We start from the raw sequence: 20,053 nt of genomic DNA on the forward strand, positions 1-20,053 counted from the left end.
CACCGGCCGGCCGCCGACGGACTCGAACGCGCTCACCGGCCGGGTGAACGCCGACATCGGCGCGCCGCCGCCCACCCCGGCCGGCGGCCCGGCCGCTGCGGACACCCCCGGCACCCCGGGAGCCGCGCCGGGCGACCCGGCCTCGACCGCACCGCCGAGCACGCCGGAGCCGGCGAACATGCCGAGCATCGATTGCATCGGACCTACCGCGGCCTGCGCCGGCTGCGGCAGCGCCTGCGGCGCCGACAGCACCGACGAACCGAGTTGCTGAACCGGACCGAGCATCGAACCGAGCTCGCCCAGACCCGGCGCGCTGCGGCTGACCGCGCCGGTCACCCCTGCGGTACCGGCTATTCCGGCGTGGGCCGCGCGCATCGCGTCGCTCGCCCCGGCACCGGCCGCCGCATCGCCGACGGCAGCCGCCGCGGCCGCCGGCGCGGCCGGCGATGCGCCCATCCCGGCCGGTGGGGCCGGCACGGCCAGTTCGGCCGCCAGCGCCGACAGCGTCGCCCCGTAGCCTCCACCGACCGCGGCGTTGTTCGGCCAGAACACCCCGTAGTACTCGTACTCCAGCGCGGCGATCCGTGGCGTCAGCGTGAAGAACACCGACGGGTTGATGCCGTAGTCGGCGGCGGTCTCGATCCGGTTGGCCTCGCACTCCTGCGCGGTACGCATTGCCCCGCAAGCCAATTGATAGGCATCGACGGCGGCCGCCACCACCGGCGCCTTCGTGTCCACCCAGCCCGCCAACCCGTGCAGGGCGGCGTTGAGCATGGTCGCGTTGCCCGCCGAGCCGGCCGATCCGGCGCCGAGCCAGCCGGCGCACGTCACCGCGGTGTTGGCGGCCGAGGCGATCCCGGACCCGTGATGGGCCGCCCCCAGCGCCGTCCAGGCCGCGCCGTTGGTCAGCATCGCCGGCGCCCCGGTTCCGGTTTTGAGCAGCAGGTCGTTGGCCTCCGGCGGCCGGGCCGCCCACCCCGGGTCCGCCACCGGTCAGCCGCCGAGGGCGACCGTGGCGGCGCGCAGCGCCTCGGTGGCACCGTAGACCGCCGCCGCGCCGGCCTGGGCGCCGGCGAACGCCCCGCGCTGCCCGGCATGCTCGGCCACCGTCGCCAGGTAGCCACCGCCGGCGGCCAGCAGCGCCGCGTGGAACAGCAGCGAGTCCGGGTCGTTGCCCATCGGCAGCACCCCGAGCAGCGCCGGGCTCGCCGACGCCGCGGCTGCCGCGGTCGTCGTGCTGATCCCCGCCTCGACGGCTGACGAGCCCAGCACCAGTTCCGGTTGCACAGACCACATAGCGGCACCCTCCTTGTTCGCCGCGGACCGGCGATTCGCGGCTGACGCTAACGCCGGCGCCGCCGGCCCGGTAGTCACCGCGGCGCCGGCCTGTGGAGACTACGGCCGGCGCTGGAAGTTGTGGATCAGCGACGACGGCACCCCGGCCAGCACGCCCTCGACGTCGGAGTCGCCGGTGACCAGCAGACCGCGACCGGCCGGCAGGGCCTGAGCCCGCGCGGTGCGGGTGATCTTCTGCTGCGGATCGTTGTCCATGAACAGCAGCGGCGCTTTCGCGGTGCGCTGCGCCCTCACCCAGGGGTCCAGTTCCAGGTGTCCGAAGTTGGCCGAGTTCTTCGCGGCGAACACGTGCAGCCCGATCTGGTGGCTGCGCTCCATCAGCTTCCACAGCGCCGCGCCCACCGGCGCCGACGGCGGGTGGATCTGCGCCGGGCGCAGGTCCTGCACATCGTCGATCAGGACGAAGTGCCGCGGCCCCGTCCACGGCGGAAGCTCCCGCAACTCCTCTTGGCTGAGCCGTCTGGCGGGTAACCGTGGCAGCAGCACGTCGTGCGCCAGGGCGGTGAGCACCTCGTCGATCTCGTCCTGGTCGTAGGCGTAGGCGTGCAGGTGACCGGGGGAGTGCAGGTCGCGCAGCGGCCCGGTCTTCGGGTCGATGATCGTGATCCGGGCCTCCCCGGGGCCGAACCGGGCCAGCACGGCCTCGCCGATCGCGGCCAGGGCGGCGCTCTTGCCGCACCGGGCCCGGCCCAGGATCATCAGCCCGGGGTGCTCGGTCAGATCCAGCGGAACCGGCAGCAGGTCGTGCTGTTCGCCTATCAGGAACGCGATCGACGGCGGGACGTCGGCCGGGGGACGGTGCTGCACGTCGTAGGCCACGATCTCCGAGAGCGCCACCGCTGCCGGCAGGCGTTTCAGCGTGGCGTGCTTGGCGATACCGGCGATCGCGGCCACCCGGGTGCCGAGCGCCCGGGTGCCGACCCGCGCACCGTCGGTGCCGGTGAGTTCCGGCAGCCCGACCAGCATTTCGTGCAGCGACTCGGTCAGCCCGAACCCGGGCCGGTTGACGGTGCGCCGGGCGGCGTCGCGCGCCTCGGTTGTGCCCGTGCCCATCTCGTTCTCGCCCGGGTTCTGCAACCGCAGCTGGATGCGCACATCGGAGTTCTGCAGCAGTGTCTGCCGCTGCCCGTGGATCCAGCCCGACGCACTGGTCATCACGTGTACGCCGTACTCCGGGCCGACGCTGCTCAGCGTGATGATCCGGTCGCCCAGGACGCTGTCGGCGGCGTAGAGGTCGGAGAAGTCGTCGACCACCAGGAACACGTCCCCGTACCGGTCCCCGGGTTGCAAGCCGATGAGTTCGCCACCGCCGGAACCGAATCGGCGTTCCCGGAAATCGTCGATGTCGATCTTGTCGCGCCGGAACGCATCCTGGCGGGTGCTGACCAGCGCGGCCATCGTCGCGATCGTGCGCTCCACGCCCTCCCGGTCGGCCGGTGCGACGATGTCGGCGACATGCGGCAGTGTCTCCGCGGCGGCCAGCGTGGCACCGCCGACGCAGAAGAACGTCAGCCGCGCCGGGGCGTACATCAGCGCCGCCGAACACATCAGCGTCAGCAGCGTCGTGGTCTTGCCGCGGCCCTTGGCCCCGACCACCATCACGTTGCTGCGCAGCACGTCGACGGTGTGCACGATCTGCTGGGCTTCCTCCGGGACGTCGGCGACGGCGATCGGCCACACCAGGCCGGGGTTGCTGCCGTAGTCGACGTCCCACGCCCGGCCGCGGTACCGCTGCACCAGCGCGTCGACGGTTTCGGGGATCTCCAGCGGGTCCAGCCACGGCAGGTGCGGCGCTCGGCGGCCGGCCGAGATCAGCGACTCGCGCAGCACGTCGACGATCTTCTTCCTCTTGAATCCGTCTGCGTGCAGCAGGAATTCGTCGGGCTCGGTATCGGCGGATGACAGGGCGTGCAGCGTCCGGGTGTCCGCCTCGTCGAGCGGCTGGTACTGCCAGGTGTAGGGCCGGGGTTTCGTCAGTGTCATGTCCAGCGTGGCGGTGGCTCTGCGCTTGGGGACGACGAACGGCGCCGACAGGTAGAAGCAGCGGAACGGATCCAGGTCGCGGGGGCCGACTTTCAGCAGGGCGAAGCCGTTCTCCTTCGACGGCAGGTGGTAGGCGGCGTCCGAGCCGAGTACCTCGCGACTGTCGTCGCCGGACTCCGCGCGCAGCGCGACGCGGAAGGCGATGTTGGACTTCACCTTCTGCAGCGACGACAGGTCCAGCCGCTGCCCGCCGAGCATGAAGAACACGTTCGCGCCGCGGCCCTCCTGGCCGATGTGGATGATCAGGTCGATCCACTTCGGGTGGTTGGCGAACAACTCCAGGTATTCGTCGATCACCACCAGCAGGATCGGCACCGGCTCCAGATCGCGGCCGGCCAGCCGGATCTCCTCGTAGTCGTTGGCGTCGCGGGCGCCGACGGCGTTGAACATCCGGTAACGCCGGGCGATCTCGCCGTCGATGGCCCGGCGCATCCGCTCGGCAAGCTGCCGCTCGTCCTTGCCGAGGTTCGACAGCGCCGCCGACACGTGCGGGATGCCGAGGATGTCCTGCGCGGCGGACTCGAACTTCATGTCGACGAAGATCACGTTGAAGGTCTCCGGCGCGTGGGTCAGCGCGATGCCGTAGACCAGCGACAGGAAGAACTCGGACTTGCCGGAGCCGCTGGTGCCGATCACCACCGAGTGGAAACCGATGCCGCCGAAGTCCTTCGCCCGGATCACGATGTTCTGCAACTCGCCGCTGGGCTTGGCGCCGACCGGGATCTCCGCCCAGCGCTCGTCACCGCGGCTGCGCCGATCCGCCCACAGCCGGTCGACGTCGAGGTCCCGCGGGTCGTCGATGCCCAGCGCCCGCAGCAACTCCACCGCACCGCCGGCGGGTTCGACGGACTGCGCCGCCCCGGTCGGCGACCAGCGTGCCATCGCCCGGGCGTAGCGGTAGGCCCGCGGCACCGTCAACTGGTCGGCATGCGCGAAGAACCGCCCGTCGGCGCGCAGCAGCGGGGCGGCCGCGCCGGCGGTGAGTTCGAAGACCTCGGCACGGTCGAAGCCGACGCCCGCACCGGCGCGGGACGCCACCCGCAGTACCGTGATGCCCTCTTTGCCGACCCGCCCGACGACGCTCTCCCAGGCGTCGGTGCTGCCGGTGTTGTCGTCGACGATGACCCAGTGCGGACCGAGATCGACACTGTCGCAATCGGTCTCCAGCGGGGACCCGGTCGTCGTCGGGCTCGGCGCCGTCGGCGGGCGCCACGGACCGCGTTTGCCGCGCCGGTACAGGTCGGCGCCGAGCGCGGCCTCCAGGTCGGCGGGGCTGGTGAACACCAGCCGTCGCCACCCGCAGGCGTCGAAGAGTTCGTCGTGCTGGTTGTGCGGCAGCCACACCATCCAGGACCACAGCTCCGGGTTCCGGGTGACCACCATCAGCTTCACATCCAGCGGGCTGTGGAACACCGCCAGCGCGCTGAGCATCGACCGCAGCAGCGAGCGCACCGCGTCCAGATCGGCGGAGACGAAGCCGAACCCGGGTCTCGCCCGCAGATTCACCACCTTGGCGATGCCGCGAATCTTGCTCTGCTCCAGGATGAAATCGCGCAACGCCTGGCCGGTGACCGGTTCGAGTTCCTCGTCGACCGGGATCTCCGGCCACTGCACCGACAGCACTGAGTCCGGCGCGTTCTGCACCCCGACGCCCACCCGCACGTCCAGGAAATCCGGGTCGGTGCGGCGGCGCTCCCACATCTGCGGCCCGCCGATGACCGCGCCGAGCCCCTGCGGGGTGCGGTGCACCTGCTCTTGCGCGGCTCGCTGGGCGTGGACCGCCCGCTGGATCTCATCGCGTTCGGCATCCAGCGAGCGCAGGTAACTGCGGCGGTTCTTCTCCTGCTCACCCCAGCTGACCTTGCGGGCCCGGCCGAACCGCCCCGAGAACAGCATCATGGCCAGCCCGGCGAAGCCCAGCATCGGGAACATGCCCGACGACGCGCTGCGCACACCCGAGACGTAGAGCATCACGACGGTGCCGATCAGCGCGACGACCAGTGCCGGCAGGCCGATCATCAGCCACAGGTTGCGCGGCTCACGCTCCGGCAGCGCGTCCGGTGCCCGCGGCGCCACCCGCACCGGCCTGGGTTCGGGGACGGCGAGCCGGGTCGGGACGAACGCGCGCTTGGACATCGGTCAGTGCCCTCCGGAACTGTTCGGCCGCACCGGCAGCACCGCCCCGCTGGCCGGCAGGGTGTCCCGCGCCAACAGTGCTGCCGGTCGCGACAATTCAGGGCCGGCGGCGAACGTCCGCAGCAGGGGCCACGGGGCCTGCCGGGCGGTGCCCGGGTCCAGGCCGAGGGCGTGCAGCGTGGCGTCCTCGGCGGCGATCCCGAACCGGACCCCACTGGGCGACACCCAGAACAGCGCCTCGCGGGAGCCGGCATCGGCCCGCGCGCTGGTCGCGGCGACGAAGTTCGTCGCACCGGGCAGCACCAGCACCTGGTCGGCCACCACCGAATCCGGGCCGCGGTCGTCGCGGACCAGTCGCACGATCCGGTTGTCGGTGCCCGGCGTGACGGGCAGGCCGCGGCCGCTGAAGACCATGATCCGGGCGCGCGGATCGGTCGGCGCCTTCTCCCAGCCGAGGCATGTCGTCGGGTTGGCCGCGGTGTCGACGAACCGCAGCCGGCCGGTGGGGTAGTAGTCGACCGGCAGGCTGCTGAACTCGGGGATGCTGACCAGCGTGTCCGGGCTGACCACCCGCGGCGCCACCGCCCCGAAGGAGTTCGTGCTGCGGATCAGGTCGGCGACGAAGCCGCTGACCTTCTGCACGCCGTCGGCCAGCAGCACGTAGAACTGCGAGCCGCCGCCGGCGGTGCGGGTCTCCAGCACGGTGCCCACCCGGGCGCCGGCCAGTAGGGCGGACTCGGAGCCGGCCAGCGGAATCACCGGCACGCGTAGCGGTTCGGTGCTCGGCAGCGCGTCGAACAGCGCCCGGGACAGCGGTACCGGTGACGTGCGCCCCGGATCGATGCCCAGGCTCAGGGTGACCGCGCGGTCGGCCGGATCGACTTCCGAGCGGCGGTCGCCCCAGACCACGTACGTGGCGCCCCCGAAGCGGGTCAGCACCGCGGCGCCGTCGGGCAGCGGTGCGGCACGCCCGCCCCGGCTGAGCGGGCCGGCGATGGCCGTCACCAGGGGCGGATCGGTGCGGCGCGGCGGGCCGGCGGTGTCACAGACCGCCCACGCCGACGGCGCTGCGGTCTCCGCCGCGAACGCCGCTGGCGCGCCGGGGATTCCGATGAACGGTCCGGTCGGGTACTTCGCCACCTCGACGGATCTCACCCAGGTGGGCGACTCTGCGCTGCCGACCGCGAGCCGCGCCGACGTCATGTTCAGCGCCGGGTACAGCCGCCCGTCGATCCGGGCGTAGATCGCCCCGGAGTCGCGGTCGCCGACGATCGCCGAGGCCCGCACGATCCCGGCCGGCCGCAGCACGTTGAGCAGCATCATCCAGCCCATGCCGATGCCCACCAGCACCACCGACAGCACGATGGCCGCGGTCTGCTTGCGGTCGTCGTGCTTCATGCGCACCGAGAACCGGGTGGTGGCCGCCCGCAGCCGGCGGTTGTAGAACAGGTGCCCGGAGTTCTGGTCGCGGTTCGACAGGCTCAGCGGCATGGCGTGCCGGTCCTCGGCAGCCGGGTGTCTCCTCGTTCGAACAGTCGCACGGCGATGACCATAGTGAGGCCGGCCGACCGGGACCAGTCACTATGCCTGGAGGTCGAGGCCCGCCAGGAACATCAGCTGGAACTTACCGATCTGGATCTCGTCGCCGTCGCTCAACGCCGCTGAGCGCACGGGCACGTCGTTGAGGTAGACGCCGTTGAGACTGCTCAGGTCGGTGACCCAGAATCGGCCGCCCGCGCAATGGAACTCCGCGTGCCGCCGGCTTGCGGTGACGTCGTCGAGGAAGATGTCACTGTTCGGATGCCGGCCGGCGCTGAGCGTGTAGCGGCCCAGCGGGAAACGCGAGCCGGCGTTCGGCCCGCGCTTCACCACCAGCAGGCCCGAGACGAACGGCAGCGGCCCGGTGCCGAACTGCTCGACCAGGGCCAGCGGCCGATCGGCGGTGGCGCAGTCGCCGCTACTGGGCACGGTCGTCGGAGATCGTGAGGTGCTCGCCGACGGGCTTGCCGTGCTGTGCCGCGGATTCGGTTGTCTCGCCGTCGATCACCGACAGCACCTCCGGCCGGCGCCGGGGGGCGATCGGCCGCAGGCGCGCCGCGGACCAGACCGTGCCCAGCGACACGTCCTGCACGACGTTCAGCCCGTACTGGCGCAACGCCTGCAGCAGCCACTCCCAGCGCAGGTCGGTGCCGGGCTGCCCGGGCTTGGGGTAGATGACCCAGGCGACCCGGGCGGAGTGGGCGGCGTGGTAGGCCGCCTTGATCCAGTGCAGATCCAGCTTGCGGGTGGCGAACGCGATCACCACGTCGGCTTGGTCGGGCTGCGGCTGGCCGGGGGCCAGCAGTCGCAGGCCCGACTTCTGCGGTGCGTTGATCACCGCGACGCGCTCGTTGCGCGAGATCAGCAGGCGCTGCTCCAGTTCGGCGAGTCCGAATGTTTCGTCGAGGTCATACAAGCCGGTCGTCATATTCACCAATCGCTAGCAGTTGGTTGTTGATTTCGTCGGTGTGCTGGGAGACGTGATGCTTGTCGCCGGTCTTCGTCGTGACAATCGACCCGACCTCGTGATGCGACAGAATGTGATCCGTATGCATGAATGACCGGACGGATTCGATCTCGGACGCTGCGATCAGCACTTCACCGCGGTGATCAGACACTCCGTGTTTGTTGATCAGGTTGAATCGTAGGAACCTCATCAACCGCACCTCCCCCTTCTGCTCTCACCCGTGAAATCCGGGTGAATCCTTGGTAGACGCAATGTCAAACCCAGGTGAAATTAAGCATGGGAGATCGTGGTGCGGGTGTCCAATACTTACGACGGATGGCACCTATTGATGCGACCAATAACCATCGGACTGGGCCTGATACTCGAGGGCGATCGTGTGCACCGTCTCGGTGAACGCGCGCGTCGCCGCCGACCGGTAGACCACGGCGCGGCGCAGCAACTGCACGGTGCGGGTCGGCAGCGGCGGATCGAGCGGAACCCGGTGCAGATCGGGATAGGCGCCGGCCACCGCATCCGGCAGCACCGTGGCCAGTGAGCCGCGGCGGACGAACTCCAGCAGTGCACCGATCGAATTCGCCTCGACCGCGATGTTCTGGGTGCTGCCGCAGGCCGCGAAGTAGTTGTCCACATGCAGCCGGGTGGCGAAGTCCGAGCTCAGCAGGCCCAGCGCAGTGTCGCCGACGGCGTCCGCGGAGAGCGCCGCGGTGGCGGTCGCCAGCGGATGATCGGAGCCGACGACCAGGCTCAGCGATTCGGCGAACAGGGTCTGGCTCTCGATCCCCGCGGCGTGCGGATTGGAGAACGCGATGCCCAGGTCGACGCGGTCGGCCAGCAGGTCGGACTCGATCTGATCCTGGGCGGCCTCCCAGATCGCCAGCGTGATGCCTGGGTGCGCCACCCGGAACCGGTGCACCACCGGGCCGATCAGGTACGGGGTGAAGGTCGGGGTCAGCGCGATCCGCAGCTGACCCCGGGACAGGTCCTGCACGTCGTGCACCGCGCGCTCACCGGCGGCCAGGTCGCGCAGTGCCAACCGGGCGTGCTGCACATACGCCGCGCCGGCGTCGGTGAGCCGGACACCTCGTCCGGCGCGATCCAGCAGCACCACACCCAGCGCATGCTCGAGCTGCTTGATCTGCTGCGACAGTGTCGGCTGGGAGACGTGCAGCGCCTCAGCGGCCCGGGTGAAGTTGCCGTGGTCGGCCACCGCCAGCAGGTACCGGATGTGCCGAAGCTCCATCCACCAACTATAGGAAGTGCCTATAGCTCACTGCGTGCTCACGCGCATACCGCCAGGGATGCCACAGGAGTAAGCAAGCTTCCCGGTAGGCTGGCAGTGCGCACCACCCGCCGAGGATCGGAGCCGACCTGCCCAACACACTCTTCGCCGACGTCTCCGAATTCCAAGTGCCGGTGAACGATTCCTACCCGTACCCGGTGCTGTCGATCCGGGCCTGCGACGGCACTTACCGCGACCACAACTTCGCCCGCAACTACGCCTGGATGCGCACCGCACTCGACGACGGGCGGTTGACGTTCGGGATCGTCTACACCTACGTGCGCCCCGCCACCTGGCAGTCCAATGCCGCGACGGTCCAGGCGATGTTCGCCGCGAACGGCGGCCTGCACCCGCGGGTGACGCTGATGCTGGACGTGGAGTCCGGCGGCAACCCCGGCGGCAACCAGTCCGACCCGATCAACCGGCTGTACTGGGATCTGGCCGGCTGGTGCGGTGATAGGTCGCGAATCATCGGTTACGGCAACGTCTTCGACCTCAACCGGCTGTGGCCGACGAAACCCGCCGGGATCCGCCTGATCGTCGCGGCCTACGGCGCCAACCCGCCCTACCCGGGCAAGGTCGCCCACCAGTACACCGACGGTCAGGGCTACGGCGGCGGGCTGCCGGAGGGCTGCCCCCCGTTCGGCCGCTGCGACATGAACTCCGCCGACGGCCTGACTCCGCAGCAGTTCGCGTCGGCCTGCGGGATCGCGCCGGCACAGGGCCCGCCGGGGGCACCCGGCGACAGCCCCGACATCCGGGTGTAGCCGACTACGGTGCGCTGCGCGGGATCTCGGCGGCAATGGTGTCCATCAGCGCGGTGTAGCGCTTCGCCTCCGGATCGCTGCCCGGCTTGCCGCTGCTGATCAGACCGGCGGCCAGGCCGCGCTCCGGGTCGGCCCAGTACGCCACGTTGACCAGCCCGGTGTGGCCGAACGCCGCCGGGGCGCCCCGCCCGAACGGCCCGAACCGCTCCGACCCCAGCATGAAACCGGTGCCCCAGCGCAACGGCACCAGGCCGGTCGCGACGTCCGGGCGCAGCCGCCGGGCCGGGGCGACCGCCGCCGCCAGGGTCTCCGGCCGCAGCACCCGCACCCCGTCGAGTTCGCCGCCCCGACGCCAGATCTCGGCGAACCGGGACAGTTCGTCGGCGGTGGTGATCGTGTTCGACGACGGGATCACGCTGGTCAGGAACAGCGGCTCGTTGGTGAACGGGATGATCTCGTGCACGGTGCCGCCGATCGCCTTGCGGAAGATCGCCGCGATCGGTGGCGGCAACGGCTTCCCGGTGGCGTGACTCGGCGCCACCAGCGGCACGTCATCAACTGCCACACCGTAATTCGTCCACCGGAAGCCCAGCGGGTCGAGGATCTCGGTGGCCAGGATCTCCCGGATGTTGCGTCCCGTTGCCGCCGAGACGATCTCGCGGATCAGCGGCCCCCAGGTCAGCGCGTGGTACATGTGCAGCATCCCGGGCGGGTAGATCGCCTTCAGCTTCGCCAACTGCTCGCGGGTGTACTCGCTGTCATCGACCCGGGTCACGTCCGGTCGCGGCCCGGTGGCGAACGGCACCCCGGCGCTGTGGGTCAGCACATGGCGAATCGTGGTGCGGGACTTGCCGTGTGCCCCGTAACCGGGCAGGTAGTCGGTGACCCGGTCGTCCAGGCCGAGCTCACCGCGCTCGGCGAGCATGTGCACCACCGTCGCCGCGATCGCCTTGCCCGACGAGTACGCGCAGAACGGGGTGTCGGTGCCGACCGGTGTTTTCTCGGCGTCCGGTGCATCGGTGGGGGCGTTGCCCCACCCGTGGCCGATGGCGCGGTTGAGCACCACCTTGCCGTTGTGGCGCAGGCAGAGCTGGATCGCCGGGTGCATGCCGGCGGCGTACCACCACCGGGCGACGGACCAGATCCGTTCGACCGCGGCCGGGTCCAGCTCGGAGTGGTCCTCGTCGCCGATCGCGGTCACCGCGTCCAGGTCGGCGGGGAGCCGGATCCGGCCGTCGGGGGTCGTCGAGGGCGCTGGTGTCGGCACGCTGGCCAGGCTACGCGGCGCCGAATCGTGGCACGGTTGTGGCATGACTCGCGCCCGGATCAGCACCACCGTGGACGCCGACCTGCTCGGCGCCGCCCGTCGGGTGCGCGCGGGACTGAACGACGCCGGCCTGATCGATGAAGCGCTGGCGGCGCTGCTCGCCCGCCACCGTGCGGCCGAACACGACGCCGGCTACGCCGCCTACGACCGGCAGCCGATCGACGAGCCCGACGAGTGGGGTGATCTGGCATCGTGGCGCCGGGCTCTGGGGGGCGCGGTCGCGTGCGCGGACTGAGCCGTCACACCGCGGACGCGTGCCCGCCCGCCCCGGTCTCCAGCAGGAACACCCCGGCGCCGATCAGCACCACCCCGCCGGCCATGGTCCAGGTGAACGGGTCGCCGAACAGGTACTTGGCCAGCACCGCGGTGGCGGCCACCCCGACCCCGGCCCACACCCCGTAGGCCACCCCGATCGGCATGCCGCGTTTGAGCACGAACGCCAGCAGCGCGAACGACGTCACATACCCGATCACGATCGGAACCGCCCAGCCCCACCGGGCGAAGCCGTCGGACGCGCGCAGCGACAGCGTCGCGCACACCTCCGAGCCGATCGCGCCGGCCAGCAGCAGCCAGGTCAGCGGGCTCACTCGCCGGTGAACTCCGGCTTGCGCTTGGCGAAGATCGCGCTGATGCCCTCGGTGAGGTCCTTGGACGCCAGGAACGCCGCGTTCCAGGTTGCGACGTAGCGCAGGCTGGCCGAGACCCGGTCGATGCGCTGCTGGTCGAGGACGTCCTTGACGCCGACGACGGTCAGCGGCGGGTTGGCGGCGATCTCGGCGGCGGTGGCGTGCGCGGCGGCCAGGCACGCCTCGGCGTCGTCGAACACCTCGTTGACCAGGCCGATCTTCTCGGCGCGGGCCGCGTCGATGTCCTTGCCGGTCAGCGCCAGCTCACGCAGGTGGCCGTCGGAGATGATCAGCGGCAGCCGGGCCAGGCTGCCCATGTCGGCGACGATCGCCAGCTTCACCTCGCGGATGCTGAACTTGGCGTCGGCCGCCGCGTAGCGGACGTCGACCGAGGAGATCAGGTCGACGCCGCCGCCGATGCACCAGCCCTGGATGGCGGCGATCGTCGGAGTGCGGCAGTCGGCGACGGCGTTGGTGGCCCGCTGCATCCGCAGGATCGTGCCGTGGAAGTCCATCCGCGGACCGGCTTGGGCGCCCTCGGCCAGCACCGGGGCCAGCGTGCCGCCCATCGCCGGCAGATCCAGCCCATAGCTGAAGTTCTTCCCGGATCCGGTCAGCACGATCGCCCGCACCTCGGGGTCGGCGTCCAGCGTGGCGAACACGTCGGGCAGCTCCGCCCAGAACGCCGGGCCCATCGCGTTGCCCTTGCCGGGGCCGATCAGCGTGACCTGCGCGACGTGATCCTTGATCTCCACCGTGACGGACTCGTATGCCATGGTCTAAACCGTATCGCCGTCTGGTGAGCGGGCGCACTGCGGGCGTAAAATCGCACTCAACGGGTGCACATCATGTTGGCGTCGATAGCAGTTGTGGCAGTGGCCGCCCTGGCCGTAGGGGCCGCGGTGATCGCGATCTTCGGCCGCTCACCCGCACTCGACGTCCACGCATCCGACGGCGGTCTGTTCGCGGAACCGGGCCTGCAGCGCGAGATGACCCGCGAGGAACGGGTGATGGCCAAGGACATGTCCGGCACCGCCGTACCGCGGGAAGAGGTGCTGGTCGAACTGATCGGCCGCGGGCGGCGTCGTTTTATCCGGCGCGGTTGACCGCACGTTTCAGTGCGAACAGCAGGCCGTGCGCCAGCGCGGCGGCCACCCCGGGCAGCGGGTTGTCCGCGCTGACGGTGTAGCTGATCGCGGTGCCGGAACCGGCCGGCCGCAGGTCCACCTCACCGAGGTAGTTGCGGAACGGGATGCCGGAGACACCCTTGTAGCTCAGCCGCTGCTCCGGCTCGAAGTCGACGACCTCCTCCACCAGCGGCGGCAGCAGCGGCGCCGCCTTGATCGTGCGCTGCGCGCCGGCGCCGTTGCGCTCGAAGTCGCCGTGTCGGGTCAGGGTGACCTTCACGGGTCCCCAGTTCGACATGCCCTCGTGGTCGGAGAGCACCGCCCACACCTGCGCGGGTGCGGCGGGGACGGTGGCGGTGGCGGTCGAACGCATCGGGTTCTCCTCAGATCCAGGTTTGGGCAAACCGTAACAGCGCGTCGTTCTCGTCCGATGCGCCGATCGTCACCCGCACCCCGTCGGTGCCGTACGGGCGGACGATGATGCCGGCGTCGGCCGCCGCCGCGACGAAGTCGAGCGTCCGCTCCGCCAGCGGCAGCCAGACGAAGTTCGCCTGGGAGGCCGGCAGGTCGTAGCCCGCCTGCCGCAACGCCGCCGACACCCGCTCCCGCTCGGCGACCACCGCGTCGGTGCGGGCCAGCAGCTCGTCGGCGGCGTCCATCGAGGCGATCCCGGCGGTCTGCGCCACGCTGGAGACGCTGAACGGCACGTAGACCTTGCCCAGCGCGGTGATCAGCTCCGGGTCGCCGACGGCGTAGCCCAGCCGCAGCCCGGCCAGCCCGTACGCCTTGGAGAACGTCCGCAGCACCACGACGTTCGGGAACCTCCGCACCAGCCCGAGGCTGTCGGGCAGCAGGCCGTCGCGGATGTACTCCACGTAGGCCTCGTCGATGACGACCAGGACGCGGGCCGGCACCGCCGCCACGAACCGTTCCAGGGCCGCTGGCTCGACGACGGTGGACGTCGGGTTGTTCGGGTTGCACACGAAAACCAGCCGGGTGCGGTCGGTGATCGCCGCGGCCATCGCGTCGAGGTCGTAGGTGTGCTCGCGCAGCGGCACCTGCACGGGAGTCGCGCCGGCGGTGCGGACCTGCAGCGGGTAGATCTCGAAACTGCGCCAGCCGAACACCACCTCGTCGCCGGGGCCGCAGCTGATCTGGATCAACTGCTGGCACAGGCTCACCGACCCGCAGCCGGCGGCCACCTGCTCCGGCGCGAAGCCGACGTGGGCCGCCAGCCGGGCCCGCAGCTGCGCGTAGCCGTTGTCCGGGTAGCGGTTGGCACCGGCGGCGGCTGCCGCGACGGCCGCGGCCACGCTGGGCAGCGGTCCGAACACCGTCTCGTTGCTGGCCAGTTTGATCGCACCGGGCACCGTCTTGCCCTCGACGTAGGCCGGCAGGGCATCGATCTCGGGCCGGAGCTCCGGGCGCGGGCGGGAGGTCACGTCGACAGCATATGTGCAGGCCGAGAGTGATCTGTGCCCGCGGTTTCAGACTCGGGCGGTGCGTCCGGTACCCTCAACGAGTTCGAGGAGGCGTGCCAGAGCGGCCGAATGGGACTCACTGCTAATGAGTTGTCCCCCTTAAAGGGGACCGGAGGTTCAAATCCTCTCGCCTCCGCTGCGGCCGAGCCTGCTCGGCCACAACACAACTGAAGACCGGCGCCCGTAGCTCAACGGATAGAGCATCTGACTACGGATCAGAAGGTTGGGGGTTCGAATCCCTTCGGGCGCACCATCATTGCAGGCAGAGGCGTTTTACTCATCACCTACGACACGCAAATCAGGTCCAGCTCGACGCTTATTCGACGGAAATGGGTTGTACTTATCCAGTGCCGAGGTGTAATCCCCAGCCTCCACGGCGCGGTCGATGTAGTGCTTTCTGGTCACGTCAGGGGATGAGTGTCCGAGCTGCGCGGCGGCGGCTTCGATCCCGAACTCGCGCTCAATCGCCGTGCCCGCCGTCTTCCGCAGCGTCTTCGGGGTCACCCATGAGAAGTCCTCGCCCCTGATTTCCCGCCATGATCGGTTCACGTTGTTCTTCCAACGTGGTGTCCCCGTCCGTGAGGGGAAGATCAAGTCAAAGGGCAGCCCTCGCGCGCGTTGTGACAACAGGGCTTCACGTCCGAACTCAGGAAGAAGCAGCGCTCTATATCCGTGTTCGGATTTCGGGAACTCTTGACGTTGCCCGTTCCTGTCCACCGTCCCTGCGATGGTGACCACAGCAGGACGAGTGCGGTCGTCCAGGTGCTCAACGTCATCCCAACGCAGCGCTAGAACCTCACCTGTCCGTTCGCCCGTAGCCATGAGCAACGCCACGATTTCCACCATGTCCACGCCGCGTAGCGGGCCACCTTGTCCAGGCTTGCGCGCTTGCCAGTCCAACGCCCGCTGTGTGAGCAGTCGAACCTCATCAGGGGTCAAGACGCGCTTATCGGACTTGGAGCGCGCGGGCGGTTCGGTTTCGCGCACAGGGTTGTAGTCCAGCAATCCCCAACGGACGCCGAGACCGCAGCTTTGAGATAGCACGGTGCGGATGTGCCTCTTCTGAGAGGTGCAGTTTGACAAGTAGACGTGTGCGCGTTGCGTATTCAGTTCCCGCAGCCGAACGCCGCCAAGCCCAGGCTTGACGAACCGCGTAGCAATGTCGATGTACGTGTCCACCGTGTCATCCGCCAGCGATCCCTCCCGCGTGCCTGTGACCGAACGCCGTTTCGGCTCCAGCGTCTCCAGCCAGCGGTCAATCAACACCGATAGTGGGGTCTCAACGGTCAGCTCATCGGTGCCACCGCGATGCTTGCGATCCCGAATCTTCTCTTGCAGAGCAGCTTTAGCCTTCGCACCTGTCGAACCGCGCGCTGTCATCGGGCGGGTTTTGCCATCATTATCCCGAAACCGACAACTCACCTCCCACACACCAGGGGACACCTCACGGGGTTTCGACATAGCGCCCGCCGTGCCTATCGGCAAAGGGGGTCTACCCGCCATTGTCCTTGTCCTCGTCCTTGATCGGTGGTAGCTCCGCAAATGTGAAGGCGCTCACCAGTTCAGCCAGAAGGTAATGAGCCACACCGACAGTGCCCGACGCCAGCGTCACTGTTCGGCGTTCGGGCAGCCCTCCCGAATCGCCCCAGATTGCGGCGGCTTCCAGCTCAGCGGGCAGGGCGTCCGAAACCTCAGCCCTAAACAACGCTGCCGCGCGGGACACGGACACCAGCCAATCCGCCACAGCCCCACCGACAGGTTCAGCCAGTGCTTCCGCCCGCCGAGCTGCTACGTCGAGATCAACAGACCGCCCACCGACCAGCACGTCTAGGGGGACACCTAGCGCCGCCGATGCGGCGACCAACTCGCGGGCTTTGAGCGCGCGACTGCCCGCTTCCGTGCGGGACAGTAGTGGTCCGTCGAGACCTAGTTTCTCCGCCAGTGCACGCACCGACCAGCCAGCCGTTTCCCGCGCTAGCCGTAGCCGTTTTCCCAGCTCAGCGTCGTCCATATCGCCCTTCCGTCGTTGCGTGGCGAACGTCACATTTAAGTCTTGTAGGTCGTTGGCCTGCACGGTCGGCATCAAAAACACGCGTGCACGTCCCGACTGTTGTCAACATAGCACGACAAGCCGTGTCATGTCATGTCGTATCGTGATACTGTGTTCGTATCGCACGGATTATCGAGCTATCACGACACGACAGAGGAGTTAGAAATGAACGTAATCACCGAGACCACCCTGACCGCTTCGGGCATCGTGAACGCCGCTCTGGACGAGATGGAAGCCGACGTACGTACACGGCTTTTGGGCGATGACACCCGCACGGCGGCTCTGTACGAGCTACTGACCATCCCTGGACAGATCGACGGGCTGACCGTGGACGTGGTGCGGGATCGTGAGGATGAGCTGCTGGAAGCCCTGGAGTCTGGTGTACAAGAAGCCCTGGACGGGGGAGCTGTTGCCGAGGACTACGACGGGAGCGGTGGGCTGATCCAATTCGGGATTGGAGCAGCACTTGAGGTGCTGGAGGACACCAAGCTGTCCACCGACGAAATCGAGGGTTTGGCTGAATCCCTGATCGGGGACCGTGCTGCTTTTCGGGTTACCGAGGACGGGGACGAGATCACCGTCAAGTTCGCCGAATTGGTGACGGACTTCAACGACGAGGGCTACTCCTACTTCGTGCCCCACACGTCCCTGGACGAATTCCGTACGTTTGTTATGGACAACACGGACTCTGGGACCGTCGAGGTGTCCGTTTCGGTGTTCATGGACAAGTCCGAGGCTGAGGACGCAATCACCCAGGCTTACACCGGATTCCGCGTGTCGATTGACGACGCGTTGGATGCCCTGCGGGATGAGTCGGTAGACGACCTGAACCGTGCGGTGAAAGCTGCCGCCGCCGCCATCACCGCCGATCCCGAAGCCCGCGACGACTACCCGACTGAGGGCGGGACGTGGGGGTTCACGGGGAACGGGGACGACTTGATCGTGGTGTGGGTTATGGACGACACCGTGTACGGAGAGGCATACCCACCCCATGCCAGCACACCAGCCCAGCCTCACATCGAGCCGTGGGCGCTTGACGAGGCTGAGATCGCCTGACCACTGAACCCCGCCGTCACGGCAAACCCGCTGCGGCGGCGGGGTTCCCAATCAAACGAAGGACACCAACATGGTTAAGACAGCAGCTAATGAACGCCTTGTCGTCCCCCGCACGGAACTAGTGAAGCGCTGGGATGTAAGCCACCGAACATTGATGCGCTGGGCGTCTGAGGGCTACGGACCCACGCCACAACGCATGGGCAGCCGCGTCATGTACGCCGCCGACGAGGTTGCGGAGTTCGAGCGGAAAGTGTTGAAGCGATGACCCCCACCGCCCTAACCACGTCGGAGAAAGCCGAAGCGCTGGAACGGATCAAGTCTGATCCCGCTGTGACCATCAAAGACGTGAGCCTGGCGCTCGGTATCCATGTCAGCACGGTGCAGCGAAGCATCACGCGGGGTGACTTCCCATATCCGATCTGCCGTATCGGACAGCGGTACGTTGTGCCGACCCCACCGATCCGTAAGGCGCTGTGCCTAACAGAGGCGAACACCTAACCCCCACAAGATTTCCCGTCCACAGGGGACGGGAACACCTAATAAACGAGGAGAACGCGATGGGTATGTACGAAGCTGTCGGTGAGATCACCGACGAAATGCGCGAACACGCGGAAGCCAATTATGGTCCTGTGCGGAGCGTCCTGGCGGACGAGCTGTCAGGCATTGAGGCGCTCATGGGCGTGGACACCGAGACCGTCGCATTCAGGGAGGCGGTGGACGAGGCGGTGTTATCGCTGACATCTACTTTCGTCCCGCTGACCGAGGACGAACAGGAGGAGATCGGACGCGACCCTGAGGTTGTCAAGCGGGCGTTGGAGGAGTGGCGAGCTGGTCTTGTGGGTGACCTGGACGCCGTGGATAATGCGTTGGCGCGCTTCGGGTATACGCCCCACGATAACGTCGTCCGAGTCACGCTGGGTTTTCTATTTGGGCTGACTTCGGCGGCAATGGACGGAGCCGTGTCGAGTATGTATGCCATCGCAAGCGGGGAAGACGACGAAGGGGACTTGGACGCCACGTGGGACATGTGGCGTGAGGCTCGCCAACAGCGCATGGAGGTTATGGAGATGCTCGAACACGCCGCGCCTGGGGTGATGCAAGTGATGATCGGCTGACTTTCCGAAAACCACGCCCCCGCGCGGTGCCGTCTTCGAAAACCGCCGCGCGGGGCGCGTGACCAACCACTAATCAACGAGGAGTTGACATGTCCACATTAACACACCCTGACCTGCACGTTTCCGCAACGGTGTTCACCTCACCCGGGTGCGTCCAGTGCGATTTCACCAAGCGCCACCTGGACAAGCTGGGTGTCGCCGCTAGATTCATCGACGTTTCCGAATCACCTGATGCCGCAGCGTTTTTGCGCGCGGAGGGATTCGCGAGCCTGCCAGTGGTGTTCCCCGCCGATAACCGTGTCCCCGCTTGGACGGGATTCCGCCCTGTGCTACTGGACAAGCTGGCGAAGGCGGTGACCGCCGCCTGACGAACCCCGCGCGACCCCAATCAATTCCGTACTTTTCTGGAGATAATCATGAATCAATTGACCAAACTCGCCCACCTGGCAACATCCCCGACCGTGATGGACGCTGCCGAACTAGTACAGCGCCACATCGGTGCGCCAAATTTCGCGATTTGGACAGGCGTTGTAACGTCGGGACGATGGCTGTACCTCGATCCGTGTCCTGCGGTGCACGTTCTTCTTATGGGCGTTCGTGGAACGCCGACACCTACCGAGAACACCACCTGGCCGGTTCGCTCTGACAACCCGTGGGTGGCGTTGAGTGAGGCGGTCGGTAGCCGTCGTCGCACGATGGTCGAGCTATCCGTTGTGGACGCCCTGGCGATGGCTAAAATGCTCAACCGCGTTGCTACAGCGGCGTATCCCGCACCTGACCTGCTGGCTTTGATCGGGTGGCGCGAGCTACGCGCGGCGATGTTGACGTGTCAGGAACACGGAGGGGATGCTGATGTGGCGCGGGATGTGCTGTGCAAAGCCGCCTCCGTCCGCCGCGAAGTCAGCGACCGTCTTTGGCGAGCGAATCAGGCTTTTCGCGCTGACACACAGCAGGTAGGGGCGGTGACCGCCGCTTGACTTGTCGTACCTCGCTGGCACGCTTTTTCCATGAGCACCAACGAGATACAAGACGAGCCGCCGTTGACGCCGCTGGAGAAGTTGACCATCATCGCGATGTACGCGGAGGCTGTTCAAGCACTGCAACACGAACCCAATCCATAACCAAGGCAAGAAGAAAGCCCCGTGAACGAGGAGACACGGGGCTTTCTTTTGTTGTTCGGATAC

22 protein-coding genes, 2 tRNA genes and 1 pseudogene are annotated in these 20,053 nt (G+C 68.2%); 10 read left to right on the plus strand and 15 right to left on the minus strand.

Annotation, left to right across the window (positions count from 1 at the left end):
* The 8 genes from KIH27_RS15780 to cynR all read right to left on the minus strand — a co-directional run.
* On the minus strand, window positions 1–990 hold a 990-nt coding region (locus KIH27_RS15780), incomplete at its 3' end, for a PPE domain-containing protein (protein WP_214093913.1).
* Between the two features lie 3 nt (window positions 991–993).
* On the minus strand, window positions 994–1,296 hold the full coding sequence (locus KIH27_RS15785; RefSeq protein WP_214093914.1) for a PE domain-containing protein: 303 nt from the start codon (window positions 1,294–1,296) through the stop codon (window positions 994–996).
* Window positions 1,297–1,395: 99 nt separating this feature from the next.
* Window positions 1,396–5,535: a type VII secretion protein EccCa gene (gene eccCa / locus KIH27_RS15790; RefSeq protein ID WP_214093915.1), complete on the minus strand. Its 4,140-nt coding sequence runs from the start codon at window positions 5,533–5,535 to the stop codon at window positions 1,396–1,398.
* A gap of 3 nt (window positions 5,536–5,538) precedes the next feature.
* Window positions 5,539–7,026 (minus strand): type VII secretion protein EccB, encoded by a 1,488-nt coding sequence (gene eccB, locus KIH27_RS15795; RefSeq protein WP_214093916.1) that lies wholly within the window; start codon window positions 7,024–7,026, stop codon window positions 5,539–5,541.
* A 90-nt stretch (window positions 7,027–7,116) separates the two neighbouring features.
* Window positions 7,117–7,503, minus strand: a complete 387-nt coding sequence (locus KIH27_RS15800; RefSeq protein ID WP_214093917.1) for an FHA domain-containing protein — start codon at window positions 7,501–7,503, stop codon at window positions 7,117–7,119.
* A complete protein-coding gene (locus KIH27_RS15805; protein WP_214093918.1) occupies window positions 7,493–8,002 on the minus strand; it encodes a hypothetical protein in 510 nt (169 codons plus the stop codon). Before KIH27_RS15805 ends, KIH27_RS15800 begins: the two co-directional genes overlap by 11 nt.
* Entirely contained in the window at window positions 7,983–8,192 is a 210-nt protein-coding gene (locus KIH27_RS15810) for a hypothetical protein (RefSeq protein ID WP_214093919.1), read from the minus strand. Before KIH27_RS15810 ends, KIH27_RS15805 begins: the two co-directional genes overlap by 20 nt.
* 171 nt (window positions 8,193–8,363) lie before the next feature.
* Entirely contained in the window at window positions 8,364–9,281 is a 918-nt protein-coding gene (cynR, locus tag KIH27_RS15815; RefSeq protein ID WP_214093920.1) for a transcriptional regulator CynR, read from the minus strand.
* Between the two features lie 173 nt (window positions 9,282–9,454).
* Here cynR and KIH27_RS15820 point away from each other — a divergent pair, with 173 nt between their 5' ends.
* Window positions 9,455–10,087, plus strand: coding sequence for a hypothetical protein (locus tag KIH27_RS15820; RefSeq protein WP_307856900.1), 633 nt, complete (start codon window positions 9,455–9,457; stop codon window positions 10,085–10,087).
* A gap of 4 nt (window positions 10,088–10,091) precedes the next feature.
* On the opposite strand, the gene lipE is transcribed toward KIH27_RS15820, so the two are convergent.
* Complete coding sequence (gene lipE, locus KIH27_RS15825) at window positions 10,092–11,354, minus strand: lipase LipE (RefSeq protein ID WP_307856901.1); 1,263 nt, start codon at window positions 11,352–11,354, stop codon at window positions 10,092–10,094.
* A gap of 28 nt (window positions 11,355–11,382) precedes the next feature.
* Between lipE and KIH27_RS15830 the strand changes: the two are divergent.
* Window positions 11,383–11,649: pseudogene (locus tag KIH27_RS15830) on the plus strand (type II toxin-antitoxin system antitoxin MazE5); the annotation flags it as partial.
* 4 nt (window positions 11,650–11,653) lie between these two features.
* On the opposite strand, the gene KIH27_RS15835 reads toward KIH27_RS15830, so the two are convergent.
* On the minus strand, window positions 11,654–11,992 hold the full coding sequence (locus tag KIH27_RS15835; RefSeq protein ID WP_214093943.1) for a DMT family transporter: 339 nt from the start codon (window positions 11,990–11,992) through the stop codon (window positions 11,654–11,656).
* A 5-nt stretch (window positions 11,993–11,997) separates the two neighbouring features.
* On the minus strand, window positions 11,998–12,816 hold the full coding sequence (locus KIH27_RS15840) for a crotonase/enoyl-CoA hydratase family protein (RefSeq protein ID WP_214093923.1): 819 nt from the start codon (window positions 12,814–12,816) through the stop codon (window positions 11,998–12,000).
* A 93-nt stretch (window positions 12,817–12,909) separates the two neighbouring features.
* Here KIH27_RS15840 and KIH27_RS15845 point away from each other — a divergent pair, with 93 nt between their 5' ends.
* Window positions 12,910–13,146, plus strand: a complete 237-nt coding sequence (locus KIH27_RS15845) for a hypothetical protein (RefSeq protein ID WP_214093924.1) — start codon at window positions 12,910–12,912, stop codon at window positions 13,144–13,146.
* On the opposite strand, the gene KIH27_RS15850 is transcribed toward KIH27_RS15845, so the two are convergent.
* Together KIH27_RS15850 and hisC are read right to left on the minus strand one after the other, a co-directional pair.
* Window positions 13,130–13,540 (minus strand): SRPBCC family protein, encoded by a 411-nt coding sequence (locus KIH27_RS15850; RefSeq protein WP_214093925.1) that lies wholly within the window; start codon window positions 13,538–13,540, stop codon window positions 13,130–13,132. The two genes, KIH27_RS15845 and KIH27_RS15850, sit on opposite strands and share 17 nt — an antisense overlap.
* Window positions 13,541–13,550: 10 nt before the next feature.
* Window positions 13,551–14,609: a histidinol-phosphate transaminase gene (gene hisC / locus KIH27_RS15855; RefSeq protein WP_214093926.1), complete on the minus strand. Its 1,059-nt coding sequence runs from the start codon at window positions 14,607–14,609 to the stop codon at window positions 13,551–13,553.
* An 86-nt stretch (window positions 14,610–14,695) separates the two neighbouring features.
* Here hisC and KIH27_RS15860 point away from each other — a divergent pair.
* Both KIH27_RS15860 and KIH27_RS15865 read left to right on the plus strand, forming a co-directional pair.
* Window positions 14,696–14,784 (plus strand) — tRNA-Ser (locus tag KIH27_RS15860).
* A 41-nt stretch (window positions 14,785–14,825) separates the two neighbouring features.
* Window positions 14,826–14,901, plus strand: a tRNA-Arg gene (locus KIH27_RS15865).
* Between the two features lie 20 nt (window positions 14,902–14,921).
* Here KIH27_RS15865 and KIH27_RS23200 read toward each other — a convergent pair.
* Together KIH27_RS23200 and KIH27_RS15875 are read right to left on the minus strand one after the other, a co-directional pair.
* The gene (locus KIH27_RS23200; protein ID WP_214093927.1) at window positions 14,922–16,079 is read right to left on the minus strand and encodes a tyrosine-type recombinase/integrase; all 1,158 of its coding nucleotides are present in this window, start codon (window positions 16,077–16,079) and stop codon (window positions 14,922–14,924) included.
* A 61-nt stretch (window positions 16,080–16,140) separates the two neighbouring features.
* The gene (locus KIH27_RS15875) at window positions 16,141–16,731 is read right to left on the minus strand and encodes a helix-turn-helix domain-containing protein (RefSeq protein ID WP_250150235.1); all 591 of its coding nucleotides are present in this window, start codon (window positions 16,729–16,731) and stop codon (window positions 16,141–16,143) included.
* A 132-nt stretch (window positions 16,732–16,863) separates the two neighbouring features.
* Between KIH27_RS15875 and KIH27_RS15880 the strand changes: the two genes are divergently transcribed.
* From KIH27_RS15880 to KIH27_RS15900, 5 genes are all read left to right on the plus strand, one after another.
* Entirely contained in the window at window positions 16,864–17,754 is an 891-nt protein-coding gene (locus tag KIH27_RS15880) for a hypothetical protein (RefSeq protein WP_214093929.1), read from the plus strand.
* 261 nt (window positions 17,755–18,015) lie between these two features.
* Window positions 18,016–18,252 (plus strand): helix-turn-helix transcriptional regulator, encoded by a 237-nt coding sequence (locus tag KIH27_RS15885; protein ID WP_214093930.1) that lies wholly within the window; start codon window positions 18,016–18,018, stop codon window positions 18,250–18,252.
* A gap of 59 nt (window positions 18,253–18,311) precedes the next feature.
* Complete coding sequence (locus tag KIH27_RS15890; protein ID WP_214093931.1) at window positions 18,312–18,869, plus strand: hypothetical protein; 558 nt, start codon at window positions 18,312–18,314, stop codon at window positions 18,867–18,869.
* A gap of 89 nt (window positions 18,870–18,958) precedes the next feature.
* Window positions 18,959–19,237 (plus strand): glutaredoxin domain-containing protein, encoded by a 279-nt coding sequence (locus KIH27_RS15895; protein WP_214093932.1) that lies wholly within the window; start codon window positions 18,959–18,961, stop codon window positions 19,235–19,237.
* 48 nt (window positions 19,238–19,285) lie between these two features.
* Complete coding sequence (locus KIH27_RS15900) at window positions 19,286–19,846, plus strand: hypothetical protein (RefSeq protein WP_214093933.1); 561 nt, start codon at window positions 19,286–19,288, stop codon at window positions 19,844–19,846.
* Window positions 19,847–20,053: the final 207 nt, after the last annotated feature.

The sequence above is a fragment of the Mycolicibacter acidiphilus genome (genome assembly GCF_018455725.1).
Lineage (GTDB): Bacteria > Actinomycetota > Actinomycetes > Mycobacteriales > Mycobacteriaceae > Mycobacterium > Mycobacterium acidiphilum.

Excerpts from the sequence above, each read along its gene's own strand:
- KIH27_RS15785 (WP_214093914.1), bottom strand. The coding sequence starts at position 1,296 with ATGTGGTCTGTGCAACCGGAACTGGTGCTGGGCTCGTCAGCCGTCGAG.
- eccCa (WP_214093915.1), bottom strand. The coding sequence starts at position 5,535 with ATGTCCAAGCGCGCGTTCGTCCCGACCCGGCTCGCCGTCCCCGAACCC.
- eccB (WP_214093916.1), bottom strand. The coding sequence starts at position 7,026 with ATGCCGCTGAGCCTGTCGAACCGCGACCAGAACTCCGGGCACCTGTTC.
- KIH27_RS15805 (WP_214093918.1), bottom strand. The coding sequence starts at position 8,002 with ATGACGACCGGCTTGTATGACCTCGACGAAACATTCGGACTCGCCGAA.
- cynR (WP_214093920.1), bottom strand. The coding sequence starts at position 9,281 with ATGGAGCTTCGGCACATCCGGTACCTGCTGGCGGTGGCCGACCACGGC.
- KIH27_RS15840 (WP_214093923.1), bottom strand. The coding sequence starts at position 12,816 with ATGGCATACGAGTCCGTCACGGTGGAGATCAAGGATCACGTCGCGCAG.
- KIH27_RS15850 (WP_214093925.1), bottom strand. The coding sequence starts at position 13,540 with ATGCGTTCGACCGCCACCGCCACCGTCCCCGCCGCACCCGCGCAGGTG.
- KIH27_RS15875 (WP_250150235.1), bottom strand. The coding sequence starts at position 16,731 with ATGCCGACCGTGCAGGCCAACGACCTACAAGACTTAAATGTGACGTTC.
- KIH27_RS15880 (WP_214093929.1), top strand. The coding sequence starts at position 16,864 with ATGAACGTAATCACCGAGACCACCCTGACCGCTTCGGGCATCGTGAAC.
- KIH27_RS15885 (WP_214093930.1), top strand. The coding sequence starts at position 18,016 with ATGACCCCCACCGCCCTAACCACGTCGGAGAAAGCCGAAGCGCTGGAA.
- KIH27_RS15890 (WP_214093931.1), top strand. The coding sequence starts at position 18,312 with ATGGGTATGTACGAAGCTGTCGGTGAGATCACCGACGAAATGCGCGAA.
- KIH27_RS15895 (WP_214093932.1), top strand. The coding sequence starts at position 18,959 with ATGTCCACATTAACACACCCTGACCTGCACGTTTCCGCAACGGTGTTC.
- KIH27_RS15900 (WP_214093933.1), top strand. The coding sequence starts at position 19,286 with ATGAATCAATTGACCAAACTCGCCCACCTGGCAACATCCCCGACCGTG.